This is a genomic window from Peribacillus sp. NPDC097264, assembly GCF_050277925.1.
Taxonomy (GTDB): Bacteria; Bacillota; Bacilli; order Bacillales; family DSM-1321; genus Peribacillus.
Window position 1 is genome coordinate 1 of record NZ_JBNNSR010000010.1, and the last position, 18,656, is coordinate 18,656.

General features: G+C 43.2%; 19 protein-coding genes. 14 read left to right on the plus strand and 5 right to left on the minus strand.

Features of this window, described 5'->3' with window-relative positions; translation table 11 throughout:
- Nucleotides 1-686: 686 nt before the first annotated feature.
- From qoxA to qoxD, 4 genes are all read left to right on the plus strand, one after another.
- Entirely contained in the window at nt 687-1,607 is a 921-nt protein-coding gene (gene qoxA, locus ACQKL0_RS16025; RefSeq protein WP_402872032.1) for a cytochrome aa3 quinol oxidase subunit II, read from the plus strand.
- Between the two features lie 69 nt (nt 1,608-1,676).
- Nucleotides 1,677-3,623 (plus strand): cytochrome aa3 quinol oxidase subunit I, encoded by a 1,947-nt coding sequence (gene qoxB, locus ACQKL0_RS16030; RefSeq protein WP_402872029.1) that lies wholly within the window; start codon nt 1,677-1,679, stop codon nt 3,621-3,623.
- Nucleotides 3,623-4,219 (plus strand): cytochrome aa3 quinol oxidase subunit III, encoded by a 597-nt coding sequence (gene qoxC / locus ACQKL0_RS16035; RefSeq protein WP_402872026.1) that lies wholly within the window; start codon nt 3,623-3,625, stop codon nt 4,217-4,219. Before qoxB ends, qoxC begins: the two co-directional genes overlap by 1 nt.
- Nucleotides 4,219-4,503, plus strand: coding sequence for a cytochrome aa3 quinol oxidase subunit IV (gene qoxD / locus ACQKL0_RS16040; RefSeq protein ID WP_402872024.1), 285 nt, complete (start codon nt 4,219-4,221; stop codon nt 4,501-4,503). Before qoxC ends, qoxD begins: the two co-directional genes overlap by 1 nt.
- A gap of 163 nt (nt 4,504-4,666) precedes the next feature.
- Here qoxD and ACQKL0_RS16045 read toward each other — a convergent pair whose 3' ends face one another.
- Both ACQKL0_RS16045 and ACQKL0_RS16050 read right to left on the minus strand, forming a co-directional pair.
- Nucleotides 4,667-4,801: a BA3454 family stress response protein gene (locus ACQKL0_RS16045; protein ID WP_402958509.1), complete on the minus strand. Its 135-nt coding sequence runs from the start codon at nt 4,799-4,801 to the stop codon at nt 4,667-4,669.
- A 279-nt stretch (nt 4,802-5,080) separates the two neighbouring features.
- On the minus strand, nt 5,081-5,938 hold the full coding sequence (locus ACQKL0_RS16050; protein WP_402872020.1) for an EamA family transporter: 858 nt from the start codon (nt 5,936-5,938) through the stop codon (nt 5,081-5,083).
- A 267-nt stretch (nt 5,939-6,205) separates the two neighbouring features.
- Here ACQKL0_RS16050 and queF point away from each other — a divergent pair, with 267 nt between their 5' ends.
- From queF to ACQKL0_RS16085, 7 genes are all read left to right on the plus strand, one after another.
- Nucleotides 6,206-6,703, plus strand: coding sequence for a preQ(1) synthase (gene queF / locus ACQKL0_RS16055; RefSeq protein WP_402872017.1), 498 nt, complete (start codon nt 6,206-6,208; stop codon nt 6,701-6,703).
- Between the two features lie 244 nt (nt 6,704-6,947).
- Nucleotides 6,948-8,294, plus strand: coding sequence for an aspartate kinase (locus ACQKL0_RS16060; protein ID WP_402872014.1), 1,347 nt, complete (start codon nt 6,948-6,950; stop codon nt 8,292-8,294).
- Nucleotides 8,295-8,418: 124 nt separating this feature from the next.
- Nucleotides 8,419-9,606: a histidine kinase gene (locus ACQKL0_RS16065; RefSeq protein ID WP_402872011.1), complete on the plus strand. Its 1,188-nt coding sequence runs from the start codon at nt 8,419-8,421 to the stop codon at nt 9,604-9,606.
- Nucleotides 9,606-10,265, plus strand: coding sequence for a response regulator (locus ACQKL0_RS16070; protein ID WP_402872008.1), 660 nt, complete (start codon nt 9,606-9,608; stop codon nt 10,263-10,265). Before ACQKL0_RS16065 ends, ACQKL0_RS16070 begins: the two co-directional genes overlap by 1 nt.
- Nucleotides 10,266-10,406: 141 nt before the next feature.
- Nucleotides 10,407-11,342 (plus strand): ABC transporter ATP-binding protein, encoded by a 936-nt coding sequence (locus ACQKL0_RS16075; RefSeq protein ID WP_427688582.1) that lies wholly within the window; start codon nt 10,407-10,409, stop codon nt 11,340-11,342.
- Nucleotides 11,343-11,354: 12 nt separating this feature from the next.
- Complete coding sequence (locus tag ACQKL0_RS16080; RefSeq protein WP_427688583.1) at nt 11,355-12,548, plus strand: ABC transporter permease; 1,194 nt, start codon at nt 11,355-11,357, stop codon at nt 12,546-12,548.
- Nucleotides 12,545-13,693, plus strand: a complete 1,149-nt coding sequence (locus tag ACQKL0_RS16085; RefSeq protein ID WP_427688584.1) for an ABC transporter permease — start codon at nt 12,545-12,547, stop codon at nt 13,691-13,693. The genes ACQKL0_RS16080 and ACQKL0_RS16085 overlap by 4 nt, the downstream gene beginning before the upstream one ends.
- 34 nt (nt 13,694-13,727) lie before the next feature.
- Here ACQKL0_RS16085 and ACQKL0_RS16090 read toward each other — a convergent pair whose 3' ends face one another.
- Nucleotides 13,728-14,894, minus strand: a complete 1,167-nt coding sequence (locus ACQKL0_RS16090; RefSeq protein ID WP_427688586.1) for an ABC transporter permease — start codon at nt 14,892-14,894, stop codon at nt 13,728-13,730.
- Nucleotides 14,884-15,636 (minus strand): ATP-binding cassette domain-containing protein, encoded by a 753-nt coding sequence (locus tag ACQKL0_RS16095; RefSeq protein ID WP_427688588.1) that lies wholly within the window; start codon nt 15,634-15,636, stop codon nt 14,884-14,886. The genes ACQKL0_RS16090 and ACQKL0_RS16095 overlap by 11 nt, the downstream gene beginning before the upstream one ends.
- A gap of 162 nt (nt 15,637-15,798) precedes the next feature.
- Here ACQKL0_RS16095 and ACQKL0_RS16100 point away from each other — a divergent pair, with 162 nt between their 5' ends.
- Genes ACQKL0_RS16100 through fosB form a run of 3 tightly spaced genes read left to right on the plus strand, consistent with a single transcriptional unit; the run spans nt 15,799 to nt 17,938 of the window.
- Complete coding sequence (locus ACQKL0_RS16100) at nt 15,799-16,497, plus strand: LytR/AlgR family response regulator transcription factor (protein WP_427651461.1); 699 nt, start codon at nt 15,799-15,801, stop codon at nt 16,495-16,497.
- 12 nt (nt 16,498-16,509) lie between these two features.
- On the plus strand, nt 16,510-17,481 hold the full coding sequence (locus tag ACQKL0_RS16105; protein WP_427688590.1) for a sensor histidine kinase: 972 nt from the start codon (nt 16,510-16,512) through the stop codon (nt 17,479-17,481).
- Nucleotides 17,482-17,509: 28 nt separating this feature from the next.
- Entirely contained in the window at nt 17,510-17,938 is a 429-nt protein-coding gene (fosB, locus tag ACQKL0_RS16110) for a metallothiol transferase FosB (RefSeq protein ID WP_427688591.1), read from the plus strand.
- 148 nt (nt 17,939-18,086) lie between these two features.
- On the opposite strand, the gene ACQKL0_RS16115 is transcribed toward fosB, so the two are convergent.
- Nucleotides 18,087-18,647 carry a nitroreductase family protein gene (locus ACQKL0_RS16115; RefSeq protein ID WP_402958494.1) on the minus strand — a complete coding sequence of 187 codons (561 nt, stop codon included), beginning with the start codon at nt 18,645-18,647 and terminating at the stop codon, nt 18,087-18,089.
- Nucleotides 18,648-18,656 lie beyond the last annotated feature (9 nt).

An 18,656-nucleotide genomic window follows, 5' to 3' on the forward strand; every position in this document is an offset into this window, starting at 1 on the left:
ACTTTCAGTAAATTATTATAGAAATAGAAAAACAGGTGGAGAAAAACAACTCGTTTTTCTCCACCTGTTTTATTTTAGGGACTTATTAGACAGCCTCTTCTTTTTTATTAGGAGAGTAGAGCGTTTCTTCAATAGAAGAAACGCTTATTTACTTTAAAAAAACTGTATGCAGGTAATGATAAAAAAGTATGATTTTTTAGTTTCCACAATGGCTAAGGGAAAAACACTTACAATAATTTATATCAGAATAAAATAAGTAAGTGAAGAAAAAGGATGTTTATACCAGATTAGACATATTATCCTACTAATATTGTGAAATATTTAACATTAGAGGTGATTTTGAGGCATATTTCCCCATGATGTATAATGTTACAATTGTTTATTTCACTATATTAATATAAAATAAAATAGACATAGGTAGGGACAATCCTGTACTTTGGGAAGCTGTCTCGTTTTTCATTATAAGGATTTATTATAGGGCATAAGAAAAAAATAATACAATATAACTGCTCATTTACCACATATTTACGGTTTTTAAATGAACTTTTTATGACATTCTTCATTTCATATTGTCTTTTTTTCCACTTGGAACTAAGATATGAGAATAAGAGGTTTAAAGATTGGTAAATGTTTTCTCCGAATAATTACCAATGTCAAATATATTATACTAAGAGAGGGGTAGCACGATGAAAATAAAGTGGGCTTTTTTAACCATCCTTTTTACTGTTGCCACAGTGTTAACAGGCTGCGAACCATTAATGGTCTTAGATCCAAAAGGGCCTCAAGCTGAAACGCAAGCTAAGGACATAATGTTATCTATTGGATTAATGTCGATTATCGTTCTAGTCGTTTTTGGAATTTTAATCTATATGTTAGTCAAGTACAGAGCTTCTAAACAAAGTAAGGATTACGAACCGCCTCATATTGAAGGAAGTAAACTAGTAGAGACAATTTGTGTTGGTGTTCCAATTTTAATTGTAGGTTTCCTTTCTATTGTTTCTACTCAAAGTAACTATAAAGTAGAGGCAACACCTGAAGGATATGAAGATAAAGAGCCTTTGGTTGTTTACGCTTCAACATCTAACTGGAAATGGCATTTTAGTTATCCAGAAGAAAATATTGAAACGGTTAACTATTTATACATTCCAACAGACCGTCCGCTTGAATTCAAACTTTACTCTTATGGACCAATCACAAGTTTCTGGATTCCACAACTTGGTGGTCAAAAATACGCAATGAGCGACATGGTTAACACTCTGCACCTAGCAGCTGACGAACCAGGTGAATACATGGGTAGAAACGCAAACTTTAGTGGTAAAGGATTCGCTGAGAACACGTTCAACGTTACAGCAATGCCTGAAGCCGAGTTTGATGAATGGGTAGATGAAGTGCATCAAACTGCTAAACCTCTTACAGAAGATAAATTCGATGAGTTATTAGAACCAGGTCATCTTGGTACATCCACTTACACTGGAACTCATCTAGAATTCAGTCCTGCTCCTGAGGGTGAAAATGGTGGACATGATCATGGATCAGACGAAGGTTCACACGAAGGACATGATTCACACGAAGAGCACGAAGAGCACGAAGAACATAGCAATCATTAAGATGTGGGGTTAGTTATACAACTAACCTTACAGGGTAAACAATAAATTTCCAAAAGGAGTCACGATAGTATGGAATTCTTTGATCGATTTGCCGTACCTCATCCAAGTCTTGCGATTTACGCATCGATGGTTGCCATTGGTCTTACTACGCTTGCCATAATTGCTGGTTTGACCTATTTCAAAAAATGGGGTTATCTTTGGCGTGAATGGTTAACAACGGTTGACCATAAACGTATCGGTATCATGTATATAATTGCTGCTTTAGCCATGCTTTTCCGCGGTGGCGCAGATGCTATCATGATGCGTGCACAACTTGCCGTACCAGATAACACTCTTTTAGATGCACAGCATTATAATGAAATTTTCACGACACATGGTGTCGTAATGATCATATTCATGGCAATGCCATTTATCATGGCGTTCATGAACATCGTTGTTCCGCTTCAAATCGGTGCACGTGACGTAGCATTCCCACGTCTAAATGCACTAAGTTTCTGGTTATTCTTTATGGGTGCGATGTTAATAAACATTTCATTCGTAGTCGGTGGTTCTCCTGATGCAGGTTGGACTTCTTATTTCCCACTAGCAGGTAATGACTTCAGTGAGTCGGTAGGCTCGAATTATTACATGTTCGCTCTTCAGATTTCAGGTCTTGGTACATTGATGACGGGTATTAACTTCATCACTACAATCCTGAAAATGAGAGCACCTGGTATTACATTGATGAAAATGCCAATGTTTACTTGGTCAGCTTTAATCACTAACTTAATCATTGTTTTCGCTTTCCCTGTATTAACAGTGTTGCTTATCATGGGAACAATGGATAGATTATTCGGAACCCACTTCTTTACAACAACTGGTGGCGGTATGGATATGCTTTGGGCCAACTTCTTCTGGGTTTGGGGACATCCTGAGGTTTATATCTTAATCTTGCCGGCATTCGGTATTTATAGTGAGGTTATCTCAACCTTTGCCAAACGTAACCTATATGGTTATAAATCAATGGTAGCTTCAATGGTTCTTATCTCGCTTCTTTCATTCTTAGTATGGGTGCATCACTTCTTTACTATGGGTCAAGGAGCACTTACAAACAGTATCTTCTCTATCACAACGATGGCGATTGCTGTTCCAACCGGAGTTAAGATATTCAACTGGTTGTTCACGCTTTGGAAAGGTAAGATTACATTTACCACTCCAATGATTTATTCAGTACTATTCTTACCGATCTTTACTATCGGTGGTGTTACTGGGGTAATGCTTGGTATGTCAGCAGCCGATTACCAGTACCATAATACAATGTTCTTGGTAGCCCATTTCCATATGGTTATTATTCCTGGTGTTGTATTCGCGATGCTAGCTGGTCTGCATTTCTACTGGCCAAAAATGTTCGGTTTCATGTTAAATGAAAAGCTTGGTAAGATCTCAGCTTGGATCATTACAATGAGTACATTAGTTGCCTTTATGCCAATGTTCTTCAGTGGATTAGATGGTCAAGCACGTCGTATGTACACATATTCTGAATCAACTGGATTCGGGTTGATGAATATGATTTCATTCATTGGTGCAGCAGGACTTGCTGTAGGTTTTGTAGTAATCGTCTATAACGTGTACTACAGCGTACGTTACTCTCCAAGAAACATCGGTTCAGATCCATGGGATGCTCGTTCTCTTGAATGGTCTACTCATAACCCTGCACCGGAATATAACTTTGCCGTATTACCACAGGTTAATTCAATTGAACCTGTTTGGGATGCTAAGAAAAAGGGACATGACTTATTCCCAGGCAAGTACGAAAAAATTCATATGCCTAATAATAGCGGAATGCCGATCATCATGAGTGCGATTTTCTTTGTTTGGGGCTTCTCATTCATATTTGCACTTTGGATTCCTGCTATCGTTGCAACAATCGCGATCTTTGTTTGTATGGCGCTTCGGTCATTCGAGGAAGATCATGGTCACTACATTTCAGTTGAAGAAATTGAAGAGACAGAATCAAAATTGCGAGGTGCTAAATAATGAAAATTGATAACTCGCTGCCACTTGAATATAGTACTGAAGAGAATAGTCTGAAGATATTTGGTTTCTGGATTTTCCTTGGTGCTGAAATTATGCTTTTCGCTACACTATTTGCTGGATATTTCGTATTACAGGATCGTACTGCTGGAGGACCTGGAGTGGAGATTTTTGAAATCACTCCAGTTCTAGCTGAAACAATCTTACTTTTAACAAGTAGTTTTGTTATCGGTCTTGGTATCCACGCCATGCGTCTTGGCAGACAGAAAGCGATGATGACATTCTTTGCTATCACGCTTTTGCTAGGCCTAGGATTCTTATGCGTTGAAATTTACGAGTTTATGCACTATGTTCATATTGGGGCAGGATTACAAACTAGTGCTTTCACAGCTATGCTGATGACAACACTAGGTACACATGGAGCTCACGTAACTGCTGGTTTATTCTGGGGAACGTTCATTATCCTTCAGGTTAAAAAGCGCGGATTGACTCCGGCAACAGCTAATAAATCGTTTATCTTCTCTCTATACTGGCATTTCCTAGATGTAGTTTGGATCTTTATCTTTAGCTTCATCTATCTGAAAGGAATGATCTCATAATGTCTGAATTGTTCCCACGAAAACAAGTAATGGGTTTTGTATTCTCAATGATTCTTACTGCAGTGGCTATTGCGGTTTACTTCTTTGATATGTCATTCCCAGTTGGTATGACGGTACTTCTTGTTACTGCATTTATACAAGCAGGTCTTCAGCTTGTTGTATTCATGCATGCTGGTGAAACGAAAGATGGAAAAGCAATTTACGTAAACGTTTATTACGGTATGTTCATTGCATTATTCACGGTCTTTGGTACTTTACTAGCTATGACTTGGGGTTACTTGTAAGAGAATCTAATCAAAAGAGGGCGTCCTTCAAAAGGCGCTCTTTTTTTGTTTGTTCGGGGTAATTTCATATAGTAGGGTAAGGGGATACATTCGATAGGATTCTTTGAAGTTTCATAAAAAAAGGCAATAAAAAAAGCAGGTATCTAAGGCGATGCCTGCTTTTTTATTCCTTCCACTGTTTCTCGACTTGATGAAGCGCCGTTTGAAAAATTTCTTGCTCATTAGCACCTGGTTTTGCAAGAACATTCGTTTGATATGACTTTCCATTGTAATCCACTTTCACAGTAACTTTAACCATTTTCCATCTTCCTTTCTTTATCATGGTACCTTCAAAGTACACACTTACTATATACCCATTCTTACCGGGCAATCAAACATTTAGCCTATGCTGCTCTCTAAAATATTTAATATTCATAATTATCTGATAAATCAAATGAGATGTCAACACTTTTTGGGGTCAGACCCTATTTCCCAGAATTCATTCAAGTGAAATATGCTTGGTACAACAGGGTTCATGACAATTGGTTAAGGGGTCAGACCCCATTTCCCAAGGTGGTTCGGGAATGGGATTTGAATTTTAGATTTTGGTTAGGATGATTCCGATCAGGGCTGCGAAGACGCCGGCGATTTGGTAGGTTTTTAGTTTTTCTTTGAATAGGTAGCAACCAGCGAATACGACGATCAGGCAGTTGAGGCTGACGACTGGAAAGATGATGCTTGCTATGCCGGTATTCAGGGCGAAGAAATAGCAGCCGTATCCGATCACGCTCAAGAGGCCTACACAGGAACCAATCTTGATTTCTTTAGATTTAATTTTCTCATGTTTAATGCCCATCGCGACCATGAGGTAAACCGTTCCTCCTCCGTACATGGATACCAGAATATCAAGGGAGCTCAGGTGAAGGCGTGTCGTTGTCGTCATCAGGATGCCGAGTACGCCAAAGGAGAAGATGGCAAATAAGGTATGCATCATCCAAGGGACATACTGATGATTCCCTTTGGCATTTGGCGTGTACTGGATAATCAAGGTGGCGAGCAACATACAGATGACGCCGCTCCATTGCAACTGAGAAATGTGCTCATGAAAAATGAGTGCTGCACAGAGAATCGGGAAAATGGTATTCGCCGCGATTAAAGGGGAAGTCAGGCTTGCCGGGCCTTTTTCAAAGGCACTTGCCATTTGGATATTCCCATTAGCATTGAGGACCCCGATTGCCGCACCTAGCAGGATGGAGACCCAATTCAGGTTCAGCCCATCGACGAGCACACCATACATAATGGATAGAATGAAAGCAACAAAATAAAAGAAGAACTGGATATGTATTTTGGAATGGCCCTTTGTTCCACTCCATTTGAAAATGCTGTTATTGATGCCGAAACAAAAACTGGTGATGAGGGCTGCAAAAATCCACATGGCTGTAATCTCTTCCTTCATTTAGGATAAACTCTTTATATATTCTAGCTTAAGATAAGAAAGTTTCAAAGTTTGATATTGACAGAATTGAGTTTATCTACTATATTTACACATGATAAAATCAAATGAATTCCCGATAAACGGGAGAGGTTCATAGCATCACCCTCTTAAAAAAACTATGGCTTGATATTTTGCGAATCAACCATATCTTTAAGGAGATATGGTTTTTATTTGTGTAGAGGCCCCATTATGAACCTCCCTGGATACGTGGAAGAGGAGGACGTTTATATGTCTGGAAGAAAAGAAGAAGAATTAAAGGATATCACCCTACTAGGAAACCAGGGTACACAATATTCCTTTGATTATGCACCGGAGATTTTGGAGTCCTTTGATAATAAGCATCCGAACAGGGATTACTTCGTCAAGTTCAATTGCCCGGAGTTTACGAGTTTATGTCCGATTACGGGGCAGCCTGATTTTGCGACCATCTATATCAGCTACATTCCGAGTGTGAAAATGGTCGAAAGCAAGTCGTTGAAATTGTATTTGTTCTCTTTCCGCAATCATGGAGATTTTCACGAAGACTGCATGAATATCATCATGAATGATTTAATCGAATTGATGGATCCGAAGTATATTGAGGTCTGGGGCAAGTTCACTCCACGGGGTGGCATTTCCATTGATCCTTATACGAACTATGGAAAACCAGGGACGAAGTTTGAAGAAATGGCGAGTTACCGGTTGATGAACCATGACTTGTATCCAGAAACTGTGGATAATCGGTAAGTGAAATGTGGGCTTTAATGATTTAGCTTCTCGATTTTTCGGGAAGCTTTTTTATGTTTAGAACTTAAATTGGGCGGATAGGATAAGGCAATTTAACCATCATGAAAATTTCATTCGAATTGTCTTTATCAAAAATACATATGTCCTCATATAATGGAATTAATCCTTGATTGTTTCGTAAAAAAGCGTAATAATAGGGAGAGTTGATTTTGACAGAATATTTCTAAAAATAGGGGTTGTCGGGATGAAAGTAGCAAAGTTTGGCGGGAGCTCACTCGCGTCGGGAGAACAATTGAAGAAGGTATTCGAAATTGTGGTTTCAGATCCAGAGAGAAAAGTCATCGTTGTTTCAGCACCAGGGAAACGCAATTCTGATGATATAAAGGTGACGGATTTACTGATTGCCGCTGCGGAACGCCAGTTGCATGGGGATGATGGTGGGCTTTTAATAGAAGATGTCGTTTCTCGATATGCGAGTATTGCTGAGGAGTTAGACATTCCAGGAGAGGTCATTGCGGAGATACGTGACAATTTATATAGCCTGCTGCATGCAGACCAGAGTAAACCGAAGCGTTATTTGGATGCCTTGAAGGCGAGCGGAGAAGATAATAATGCGAAGCTGGTTTCAGCCTATTTTCGGAGTCGTGGGGTAGAGGCTCAGTATATGGACCCGATGAAAGCCGGCTTGATTGTGACGGATGAGGGCGGATATACACAGGTGCTTCCTGAATCATATGAGCGTTTATATGCACTTCGTGAGGAGCCGGGTATCGTGGTATTCCCCGGATTCTTCGGATATACAATGGATGGGGATGTTTTAACCTTTTCAAGGAGCGGATCGGATATTACGGGTTCGATTCTTGCAAATGGCGTCAAGGCAGACTTATATGAGAACTTTACGGACGTGGATGCCGTGTACGCAGTGAATCCACATGTGGTGTCCAATCCGAAGGGAATACGTGAATTGACGTATCGGGAAATGCGAGAACTGTCTTATGCCGGTTTTTCGGTCTTTCACGATGAAGCGTTAATCCCTGCATTCCGTGCTGGTATTCCAGTACATATACAGAACACGAACAATCCGAGTGCACAGGGGACAAGGATTGTGAGTACCCGTGATAATATGAATGGGCCCGTCATAGGGATTGCGAGTGACAAAGGGTTTTGCAGTATTTACATTAATAAATACTTGATGAACCGTGAAGTTGGATTCGGTCGTAAATTGCTTCATATTCTTGAAGATTACGGTGTATCTTATGAACATGCCCCATCTGGCATTGATGATGTCACGATCATCCTCCGTCAAGATCAAATGAGTGAAGAGGCCGAGGCGAAAATTGTTTCGCGCATTAAGCAGGAGCTTCATGCCGATCAAGTCATTGTTGAACATAATCTGGCCTTGATCATGGTCGTCGGTGAAGGCATGCGTCATAATGTGGGAACAACGGCTAGGGCATCGAAAGCGTTGGCCGATGCTAAGGTCAACATTGAAATGATTAACCAAGGTTCTTCCGAAGTGAGCATGATGTTCGGTGTGAAGGGTCATAGCGAAGAGACGGCCATCCAGGCGCTATATCATGAGTTCTTTTAAGAATAAGAGAATATGAGACCCTCCTGAACAGGGGGGTTTTTTCGTTTTCGGAAAAATAAGCTCTTTATTTTCTACCATAATTTAGGCATGATGGTAGAAGAGAGAAGGAAAGAGGGCGGACGGTATGGGGTGGTTAGTCAATCTACGGATTGTCATGTTCTTGATGATCAGCTTTATGTATTACTGGAGGATTCCGGATTCCAATCCATATGTAAAAGGCCTGCTCATCTTGATCGCTATTGGTTTTATCCTGAATCATTATTTGCTTTTTTATAAGGATTCAATTCAACATGATCTCCGAATCGTCTATTTCGATGGCATCCTCAGTTTTGTATATGGATTTTTGTTCCCCCAGACTACCCTTTATATGATTCTAGTCGGTGTCGTTGCGATTACTGTGTTTATCCTTGTCTCGGAGTCTAAGAAACATAGGATATTTGGCTTGTTTTTTGTATTCCTATGGGGGTTGGTTATGGTTTCGGCCTATTTACAAACAGGTACGCTGGATATCATGGATAACCTCATGAGTTTCTCATTTGTCGCCTTTACGTCTGTAGTCGGCAATTTGATCCGGAAACTCACTGAGGCCAGTGATGTGGTGAATGAGCAATACTTACAATTGAATGAGGCGCATGAAGAGCTGTCTGTGGCCCATAAACGGTTGCAGGAATATTCCCTTCAGGCAGAGGAAACGGCAAAAATCAGAGAGAGAAACCGGATTGCAAGGGAGATACATGATACGGTGGGACATAAGATGACAGCCTTATTCGTGCAGATGGAGCTAGCTTATGAACTGATTGACCATGACTTGGAAAAGGCGAAGGGTACGATGAATATTTGCAAGGATTTGGCCCAGGGTGCCTTGGAGGAGGTTCGCTATTCCGTTCAGGCATTGAATGAAGACGAGACGGCTTTCCTGACAAGTGTGAATAGGTTGCTGAATGAATTTCACCAATCGACAGGCCTGAAATCGACTGTAGAACTTTCGGGGGATTCCAGCCATATTCCCCATACCCTTCAGCCAACACTCATCCGTGTGATTCAGGAGAGTCTAACCAATGCAAAACGTCATGGAAATGCAACGGTTAGTTCAATCAGGCTGGTCTGCATTCCGGAAATGGTGAGGGTTGAGATCCAGGATAACGGCAAGGGTGCAAGCCTTATCATTCCAGGGTTCGGGTTGAAGACGATGCAAGACCGGATTAATGAAATGGGTGGGGTGTTGTCATATGGAAGCAAGGAAGCCCAAGGGTTCCATATGACCGCAGAGTTCCCGTTAAACGAGAAAAAATGGGCGATAGGAGGAACGTGATGATAAGGGTAATGGTGGTTGATGATCAGCCGCTCATCCGTGACGGTTTGGCGGCTTTGTTGAATTTGCGTCCAGAACTGGAAGTGGTTGGCGTGGCAAGTAACGGCATGGAGGCTTATGAACGGTCAGTGGAAATGAAACCGGATATTGTGTTGATGGATATCCGGATGCCACAGACGAATGGTGTGGCAGGGACAAAGTTGATTACATCAAAACTTCCCCATACAAAGGTGCTGATGCTTACAACGTTTCAAGATAGTGCCCTCATTTTCTCAGCATTGGAGGAAGGGGCGAGCGGGTATTTGCTGAAGGACATGTCAGCGGACATGATTGCAAATGCCATCAGGACCGTTCAATCAGGTGGGGTGGTGCTGCCCCCGGAAATCACCATACACATGCTTCGAGAGTTAAGGAGCGAAAAAGAAAGGAAAGCGAGTGAATCGCCTGCTGTCCTTGGTGATTTAACAAACAGGGAATATGATGTCCTTCGGGATCTTGGCCATGGAAAAAGTAACAAGGAAATCGCAGCCACTTTGTGCATCACGGAGGGCACCGTGAAAAACCATGTTTCCAATATCATTTCCAAACTTGAATTACGTGACCGCACCCAGGCTGCCGTTTTTGCCGTACGATATGGGGTCACTACGTTTACAGAGTGAAACTTCCATATCATCCAAGATAGATGACTTTCGGCATAGACGAAGGTCATTTTTTTTATGGAATTCTTCCTTGAGGCAGATGGTTTTTTTTTACTTTGGTCATAGAATTAGGGGGAAGCGTCATACGAGGGGGAATGTATCGTGTTAAAGGTGAAAGAGGTCAGGAAATCATACGGGAAGCATGTGGCCGTACAGGATGTTTCTTTTTCGGTGGATAAAGGGGAATCCTTCGGTTTGTTGGGACCAAATGGAGCAGGTAAGTCAACGACGATTGCCATGATTTGCGGGTTGTTGCCTTATGACTCGGGAGACATCCTTATCGATGGTCTTTCGGTGAAAAAACAGCCAAGGGACGTTAAAAAGAAAATTGGAATCGTTCCACAGGAAATTGCCCTGTACCCGACGATGAGCGCACAGGATAATTTACTGTTCTGGGGAAGGATGCAGGGACTGACGAGGGCACAAGGGAAACAAAGGGCAGGGGTTGTGCTTGAAATCATCGGGTTGTTGGATAGGGCCAAAGATAAAGTCGAAACCTTCTCGGGCGGGATGAAAAGAAGGCTGAATATCGGAGCCGCTTTAATGCATGAGCCTGAGCTACTGATCATGGATGAGCCAACGGTCGGAATCGATCCGCAATCGCGCAACCATATTCTAGAAACGGTGAAGCGGTTGAATAGGGAAGGGATGACGGTGATTTATACCAGTCACTATATGGAGGAAGTCGAGCACCTTTGCGACCGGATCGCCATCGTCGATGAAGGGAAAATCATTGCGCTCGGCAAGAAAGAATCCTTATGTGACACGTTGGCGGAGGGAATATTCATCAAACTACAGGTCGATACCCTCAATGGTATGTGGCTTAAGGAATTGGAAGGGATGGAGAATGTGGATAGAGTCGTGATCAATGAAGAAACACACACACTAGAAGTCATGGTGACCAATCACCCGAATATCGTCTCTGATATTATAGCTTCTGCTGTGAAGTCCACTGTTAAAGTGCTGTCCTTTGAAAGGAAGGAACCGAATTTAGAGAGTCTTTTCCTTCAATTGACGGGGAAATCGCTACGGGATTAGGAGGGGTGGAGAATGAAGAGCTTTCTGATTGCATGGAAGGATTTTAAGATACGGGCCATGGACAGGCGAGGTTTCATGACCATGCTGATTATGCCCTTAATCTTGACGTTGATTTTAGGGATGGCTTTGAAGGATATCTTTGGTGGAGATGAAGGGTTTCGGGAAACATCGGTCGGGCTGTACGTGGATAAAAAAGACCCGATGGCCGATGCATTGAAGCAAGATGTCTTAGAAAAGACGGAGTTCCTTACACTAAAAACGGTAGACAGTGAAGAGAAGCTTAAAGAAATGGTGAAAAAGGAGGAAGTTGAAGTTGGAATCCTTATCCCGGCTGAATGGGGTGCAAACCTTGATGAGGCCGTTCTTTACTCGAATCAAGATACTCAACTAAAAGCGACGGTCGTCGAATCGATCATCTCTTCTTTTACCGAGCGGGTACAGACGATTTCAAAGACATCTGAGGCTGTCATGAAAAATGCGACGCAGACACAAGCAGTCGCTACGGGCGAAGGCGCTGGCAAGGAAACTGCAGAGCGAGTATCCATGGAGTTGACGGAAAGTGGAAAGGTGGACATGGAAGTCGGGAATCAATCGGTCGGCGAAACATCCATTTCGTCGATGCAGTATTATGCGGCCGCGATGCTGGTCATGTTTTTGCTTTTTAATGTGACTCTGGGAGCCAAATCCATGATCCAGGAACGTCATACAGACACGCTGGCAAGATTGAACAGTGCCCCGATGAATCAATATTCAATCCTTATCGGGAAGTTCTTGGGCACCCTCTATTTCGCATTCATTCAATTATTGCTCTTTTACGTAGCCACTTCTCTCTTCTTCAACGTCAATTGGGGAGAAAGCCGAGGCCAGGTGGTGGCGTTCGGGTTCATGTATTCCGTCGCCGTCGCGGGTCTGTCCATGTTGTTGGCCGCCTTCATCAAGAGAGAGAAGACAGCTGACTTGATCAGCGGGATCGGCATCCAACTGTTCGCAATCGTCGGAGGGTCGATGCTGCCAATCTATGCGTTTCCTGAGCGGCTTAAAACCATTGCAGCACTAACGCCGAATAATTGGGCACTGACCGGTTTCTTGGACATCATGTCCGGCGTGGGCTGGAGTGGACTGTTGTTGCCGTTTTCGGTTTTGGGGCTAATAGGGCTTGTATCCATGCTGATTGGTGCTTGGCGCTTAAGGGGGAGATATGCTTGAGAAAAATCTGGAACATCTGCAGCTTTGAAATCCAGCGGGTCTTTAAGGAACGGCAGAGCTATCTTATCATGTTTGCTATGCCTCTTATTTTTACACTTTTATTCGGTACCTTAATGGGATCGGATGATCGAGATCCGCTAGCGGTTACATTCGTGGATGAAGATAAGTCCTTGTTATCGAAATCGCTATTTGAAGAATTGCATGAGAAGAATGCCCTGTTCACCTTGGAAAAGGGTTCTAACCAGGATGCGCTCACGGATCTTGATAATAAAAAGATCGTCGGAGTCATTCATGTCGGTAAGGGATTCGAAGCCAAAATGTTGGAGGGGGACCTTCCCAATGTCCGGTTTGAACATATTCCCGAGTTCACCACGAGTCAAACGATCACCGGGTATCTTTCAAATAAGCTTTCGAAACTGAATATTGAAATGAACGGCTCCCTCGTTTGGAGTGAACAGAGCGGCGAAGACTGGAAAAAACTATATGGAAAACTGAGAACGGAATCGGATACGGAAGAATCAGGTCTGAAACAGGTTACCCTAGGTGGAGGCCGGGTTAATGAGCAGGGCGGTTTATCGAGAAGCGCTTCCGGGTTTTCCATCATGTTTTTGATGATTACGATGATGAGTGTCACGGGTACGATTTTAGAGGCGAGAAGTAACGGCGTATGGTACCGTTTACTGTCCACCCCGGCCTCGCGTTTTGAGATAGCTTTCGGTTACCTACTTTCCTTTTTCATGATTGGCTGGATTCAATTTGGAATCTTGATGCTGGCGACTTCTATCTTTTTTGATGTTAGCTGGGGAAATCCCATCTATTTGGTGCTTCTCGTTTCTGCCATGTTGTTCGCGATTGTAGGCCTGGGCCTGATGATTTCGGGCTTTGTAAAAACGGTCGAGCAACAGTCTGCAATCGGAAACCTCGTCGTCATTTCCACCTGCATGATTGCCGGTGTGTATTGGCCACTGGAAATCGAGCCCGCCTTTATGCAGAAGATGGCGGAGTTCCTGCCTCAGAGGTGGGCCATGAAGGGGTTGACGGATATTGCAGGCAATGGGTCCCTCCCTATTGAATCAATCGCGATCTTACTGTTATTCGGACTCGTGTTTTTATTACTGGGCATACGGAGGATCCGATTTGAATAAGAAAGACGCGCTGGTAGGTCAGCGCGTCTTTTACTTAATTCAATACCCATTTGTCTTTCAAGAATAATAGTCTTGATACAGTGAAAAAGATGGCAATGGAGACGATAAGGCTACCTGCTGTCAGTACGATATTCTGGTAGTCGATAACGCCGTAAAGCAGTTCCTTAAAAAGGGCGAATATATTGAAGAATGGAATCAAGAAATGCTTGGTCGTCAATTCGTGCAGGCCAGTGCCTCCTAGGAATAGGACAGGCAGGACACCGAGCATCGTAATCGGCGATAGGTAGTTCTGCGACTCTTTCACGGTTTTGGATATGATGCTGGCTGACATTTGCAGGGCGCCAATGAATAGAGAAAATAAAATGGTGATCAGTAGGGCGGTAGGAAGAATCAACCATAGGTCGCTACCGAAATGAAAGCCCTTTTTCAATTCCTCCGTTAAAAACATAAGTTCCAAGGTGACGACAAGGATCGAGACGATTCCTGCCAGTGCGCCGATGGAAGAGATCGTCAGCCATTTGGCTAGCAGGATCTTTCCCCGGCTAACTGGTGTCATAAGTAAAGCTTCCATCGTTTTCCGGTCTTTTTCCCCGGCAAATGAGTCAGAGGCAAGCGGATAGGCACCCGTACTGATTGCCATCGTGATGATCATGGGGAGAAAGAGCGATAGTATGCTCAAGGAGGCACCATTATCGCTATCTATCCCGGCCTCTTTGAAGTCGACCTTTAGCGGGCTGATCATGTTAGTATCCACATTGATCGATTGCAAGCGCTCCTGGATGATTTGTTTTTCAAAGAGAGTTAAGGCTGACTCGACTTGTGAAAGGACGAAGGAGCCATCTTGGCTATAGGAGTCACCTGAAAGGCTGAATGTGACTTGTTCCCCCTTTTTGATTTGCTCCATGAACTTATCACTAACCTGTAGGGCAGCAGCGGCTTTTCCGTCTTGGACAGCGTCTATCGGATTCTTGAACGATTGGACATCAATTTGAGGGAAGTCCTTCAGTAGTGATTTGGCGTCCGTCGTGAATGATGGATCTACAGCAAGGGTATGGGTTTCCTCTTCATCCGTTGCCATCATGCTCTCATAAAATAACGTCAGTCCCGTCAACAAAAGGATGGGAAGAAATACACTTAATAATAGCGTCCGGCGGTCCCGTAAAGCTTCCTTCAACTCTTTTATATACATATTAAGAAACATGAGGCTGATTCCCCCTTACAAGTTTGGACATGAATATATAATTTAGATCACGGCTATTCTCTTCCTTATATAGAGATTCTAACTGGCCTTCATACACCATTTCCCCTTTGTGCATCATGGCTACAGAGTCGCATAGCAGGGTCACTTCCTCCATGATATGGCTTGAGAATATGATGGTTTTGCCTTGATTCTTTAGCCGAAGAACAAGCTGGCGGAATACATTCGATGAAGTGATATCGAGTCCTGTCGTCGGCTCGTCAAACAGGATGATTTCTGGGTCATGGATGAGCGTCCGCGATATGGCCACTTTTTGGCGCATGCCTTTCGAGAATCCGCCGACTTTACGATCGAGATAATCCTTCATCCCGAACATGACGGCCAGTTCTTCTATCCTCACCTTAGTTTCGTGCTTGCTCAAACCGTACAGAGTGGCGAAATAGGCGAGGTTTTCACGCGTGGTTAAGCGGTCGTATAGGCCGGTTTCCCCACCGAACAGGACACCGATCTTTTTCTTGATTTCATTGGGATGATCCAATGTATCGAATCCGGCCACTTTGATAGACCCTTCTGTCGGTGTCAGGAGTGTGGCAATCGAACGCAACAGCGTGGTCTTTCCGGCACCATTTTCTCCAAGTAATCCGACAATCTGGCCTTTTCCGATGGTAAGGGAAACGTGTTTAAGGGCGGTGATGAATGTTTTTTTATCTTGGAATGTTTTTGTGACTTCATGTATTTCAATCATTTTTCTAACCTCCTACATCTCTTTTGGTTAACTCAATCATACAAATAAAGGAGAGGGGAATCTGTAGTTATGTCGCGAAAGTGCCGTTTTATGTCGCGAAAGTATCGATTTTCCATATTTTGATGGTAAAATAAAGGTAATTTCAGAGAAGGAGAGTTGTAGATGAAGGTAGGCCTTGTGGATGACCGGAAGATTGATTTGGATAAGTTGAATGGGATCGTGGCCCAAATGCCTGGCATCGAATTGGTTTTTTCCACGGATTCCGCTGAATATGCGTATGAGCAGATCAAACAGGAAACGATAGATTTGCTGATTGCGGATATCGAAATGCCTAACTTGTCCGGATATGAAATGGCCGACATCATCCATTCCCATGCATTGAACATAGCGGTCATTTTCGTGACAGGTACGAGCGGGTACGCCGTCCATGCCTTTGAACTCAATGTGCATGACTATATCATGAAGCCCTATTCGAGAGACAGGCTCATCAAATCAATCGAACGGTTCCGGGAAAAGTCAAGAACCGCTGAAGTGGCGGGAAGGCTGTTTATAAAACAGAAAAATGATATTCATATTTTGCAGAAGAAGGACATTATTTTCATTGAACGTTCAGGGCGTTCAACGACCATACATACTAAAAACGGTCCTATCAAAACCTATCAAACATTGAATGAATTGGAGGGAGAACTGCGGGAAAGGGACTTTATCCGTTCACACCGTTCTTTCATCATTAATATTCATTTTGTGAAGAACTTTTCACTGTACGCCAAAAACTCGTATGTCGTCAGCTTTGACGGGATCGAGGAACAGGCGATGATCACGAAGGAAAGGGTGGACTTCCTGCAAGTCCAATACTTTTAAGGTGTGAAAACTATGCATGCATTCATTATAGCCATATTGGGGGTATGGCATCTCTACGAAATAATTAGACTATTACCTTGGCAGATCTCTCCTTCGATAGTCATCCTTCTGATTTGTCTGATTGGCATGGGACTTTACCTCAAGTTCCGCCCCTTATATAAAAAAGCTTCCCTAGGAATCTATATGGAAGGAACTCTATGGGGCATGCAGCTTGTCGTCATTCTTCTCTATTTTTCCATGCCACCCTCCCTTTCGTACTTAGGTTTAGCTGCGACTTTTATAGGAATCGAAACGGTCCGCCTCCATATGTCTGGAATGGGGGATCGTCTAGAAAGAGAGCAAAAAGGAATGGAAAAGGAGCGGTTGCAGGTCAATGAAACGTTCCGGGTGGTCCGCAGTCAGCGCCATGATTTCCTGAAACATGTATCAGCGTTGCAGTTTATGATGGAGCAGGACGAGATGGCTGCCGCGAAAGAATATATGAATGAGTTGGTGGATGGCTTTGAAGAAACGAATCTATCCATTAAAGGAGAAAAAGGGGTCGTCGCCGGGATCCTGCATCAAATGTTCCGTAAGGCCAAGGAAGAACGGATCCAGATGACCTATCACTTCGATGTGCCGCTCTCGTCCCTCCCTTTTTATGACCAGGACCTTGTCGCCTTGATTGGGAATGTGCTTGCCAATGCAGTGGAAGCGGCAAAAGGATGGCAGGAAGAAAAAGGGGATAATGCTCATGTCACGCTTCAGTTTTACAAACGAAGTGGGGTCTACATTCTGACTTGCACCAATCATTGCCTGGCGATTCCTCACTCCATCTTGGATACCATGTTTGAGAAACATGGCCAAACGACGAAGGGTGGGGAACATGAAGGAATGGGAACGAAAATCATCTATGATATCGTAAAGAAACATCAAGGCCATTTGGATTTCACATATAAGAACGAGGAATTCATATTGAAAATCAAGGTCCCGGCCATCGTGTAAGAGGTTATTTGTGCGAAAAGGGAGGAGGATGGTCATCCATATTCAAGGATTGAATCACTTATTATTTTCCGTTTCGGATTTAGAGAAGTCCATTGAATTCTATCAGGCCGTTTTTGGGGCGAAATTGTTAGTGAAAGGGAACCAAACGGCATACTTCGACCTGAATGGGATATGGCTGGCTCTTAATCTGGAAAAGGATATTCCGAGAAACGAAATAAAAGAATCGTATACGCATGTCGCATTTTCCATTACCGAAAAGGATTTTGAAGGCATCCAGGACCGGCTTGAGCGTTTACAGGTGAATATTCTTAGCGGCAGAGAGAGAAATAAGCGTGATAATAAATCCATCTATTTTACTGACTTGGATGGCCATAAGTTCGAATTCCATACGGGAACGCTAAAGGAAAGACTAGATTATTATAAACAGGAAAAGCCCCATATGAGGTTTTTCCAATAGACCGATATAATGCAGGGATTGACCGATAAATGGGACGACTTGACTGATAAAAAGTCCAGTTTGACTGATAAAGGACTTAATTTGACCGATAAAAGACAAAAACGGGTTGAAAAAGGAGCCTCCAATAAGCTTGGAGGCTCCTCCCGATTCAATCCATTATGGTGAGCAGTTCATCTATTGGTGTACGCGGACGGGGCGTAGGAATCATGTCCGGGTATCCGACGTGCAGGCTTCCTACGATTTTCTCCCCGGGTTTTACGCCTAAGGCTTCGCGGAATTCTTGGCTGTGGATCATGCCGTACGTTTCCCAAATCATGCCGATTCCTTGTTCCCAGGCAAGTAAACTGAAATTCTGGATCAAGGCGCTCGTGGCTGCATAATCCTCTTCGCGGGTCATGAGATTCGGGTTTTCCTCCATGATGACCGCAACGAACATCGGAACGCCGTTCAGTTTATTGTACCCACGCTGACCGGCTTCTTTCTTCTTTGACGGATCCTTTTCTTTACCTGCCATAAAGGCCCGTGTCGCTTCTGCTAGCTTCACGCGGCTGTCACCGTGAACAACGACGAATCGCCACGGTTGGGTCATTTTATGATTGGGTGCCCACGTGGAAGTTTCCAAAAGTGATTGAATGGTTTCGAGGGGAACGGGTTGGTCCTTGAATCGTTTGATGCTCCGTCGTTCTTTTATGATTTGTTCTAGTTTCATATTTGTATT